The organism is Vibrio sp. Y176 (assembly GCF_033438945.1).
Map to the genome: position 1 here is coordinate 1 of NZ_JAWOQS010000408.1, position 764 is coordinate 764.

A 764-nucleotide genomic window follows, 5' to 3' on the forward strand; every position below is an offset into this window, starting at 1 on the left:
TTCTACCTATTATGGAGGGTAACCAAACGTCAGCTGCTATCGCTATTTGACCATACGAGACTCAGCCTGTCTTTGGGCAAAGTGAAGTTCAGCGCGACCGCCAGTTATAGTAAACAACTGCGGCCCATTCCATACATCTACGTCGTTTTGCGAAATACTAAATGTATGGAAAGTACATCGACTCGCAATACTCCGCCGCTACTTGGAGGTTAAACTCTCAAGTCCGCTTGTATCGACTCCTTCTAATGCATGTTTTTCAAGAAGATATGTCTCTGAGCGCTCATTGGCTTTGCGTTGTTCAATCAGTTTTTGCTGCTCTATTGTTATTCGGGTTTGACGCTCAATTGCTTCCTGTTCACTCTCACACTGTCTGAATCCATCAGACCAACCTTGAGCATACTTTTTATCAGAGTTAAATCGGGAAATGTCTTTCTTAAATTCATCAAACAAGCTTCCAGCCGCTTTGTATCCACTGTGACACCCGTCATCAAAACCCTCTGCATATTGAACAGGAAACCCTTTGGCCACCATATTGTCTTTCGTGCTTGCGCAGCCCAAAAGCCCCAAAGTGAATAAAGAGATAACGAACACATTACATTTAGACATTATTTTCATGAAGAATACCTTCGTTTAGCATGGGTAATCAGATTAAAGTCTAGGCAATGGAGTTCGAGGATAGCAAGGTGTCTATTCGGTATAATCTATGTCTCCATATCTAATCCAAAAATGAGTCAACTACCAAACTACTAAACTACTAAACTACT

Annotated in this window: 2 protein-coding genes; one reads left to right on the forward strand and one right to left on the reverse strand. The window is 41.6% G+C overall.

The window, feature by feature from the left end:
* Window positions 1-213 (forward strand): hypothetical protein (locus R7O13_RS26355; RefSeq protein ID WP_318305141.1); only part of this gene is annotated, 213 nt, incomplete at its 5' end.
* Here R7O13_RS26355 and R7O13_RS26360 read toward each other — a convergent pair.
* Entirely contained in the window at window positions 199-615 is a 417-nt protein-coding gene (locus tag R7O13_RS26360) for a hypothetical protein (protein ID WP_015313390.1), read from the reverse strand. The two genes, R7O13_RS26355 and R7O13_RS26360, sit on opposite strands and share 15 nt — an antisense overlap.
* Window positions 616-764 lie beyond the last annotated feature (149 nt).

Bases quoted from the DNA above. Each gene is read 5' to 3' on its own strand.
- R7O13_RS26360 (WP_015313390.1), bottom strand. From the start codon at position 615: ATGAAAATAATGTCTAAATGTAATGTGTTCGTTATCTCTTTATTCACT.